Here is a 530-nt window from a genome sequence, read left to right on the forward strand (position 1 = left end):
CAATAACTGGGGTGAAGTCGTAACAAGGTAGCCGTATCGGAAGGTGCGGCTGGATCACCTCCTTTCTAAGGAGAATTGCCTACTGTTTAATTTTGAAAGTTCTTTATGAACTTCATATTTGGGGGTGTAGCTCAGTTGGGAGAGCACTTGCCTTGCAAGCAAGGGGTCAGGAGTTCGACTCTCCTCATCTCCACCATTTAAGAGCATATTACTTAAATCTTTGATTTATCTAGTAGACTCTTACATTGCACTTTAAGCTTATTTTTATACAAGCTTGTGCGTTAGCACTTTAAGCAACAGAATAAACTGAACGAATGTGAAGTTTGTTTGTTGGCGTTGTGCGTTGGCGCTGTGCGTTAGCACTTTGAAAACTGCATATATATTTAGTGATATGACATCTAATTTGTAATATATAAAGCTGATAACTTTTAAAAATTATCAAGTTGATAGACTTTAATCTATCAAACCTTTTTAACTGGTCAAGTTATTAAGGGTGCAGGGCGGATGCCTTGGCACTAGGAGCCGATGAA

The 530-nt window shown here is 38.9% G+C and carries 1 tRNA gene and 1 rRNA gene; both read left to right on the forward strand.

The features are described 5' to 3' along the window. Nucleotides 1-65 (forward strand): 16S ribosomal RNA (locus KGF38_RS19970); the annotation flags it as partial. A 55-nt stretch (nucleotides 66-120) separates the two neighbouring features. Next, a tRNA-Ala gene (locus KGF38_RS19975) sits at nucleotides 121-196 on the forward strand. Nucleotides 197-530: the final 334 nt, after the last annotated feature.

It is taken from the genome of Clostridioides sp. ZZV14-6387 (assembly GCF_020657835.1).
In the GTDB taxonomy this organism is placed as follows: domain Bacteria; phylum Bacillota; class Clostridia; order Peptostreptococcales; family Peptostreptococcaceae; genus Clostridioides; species Clostridioides difficile_A.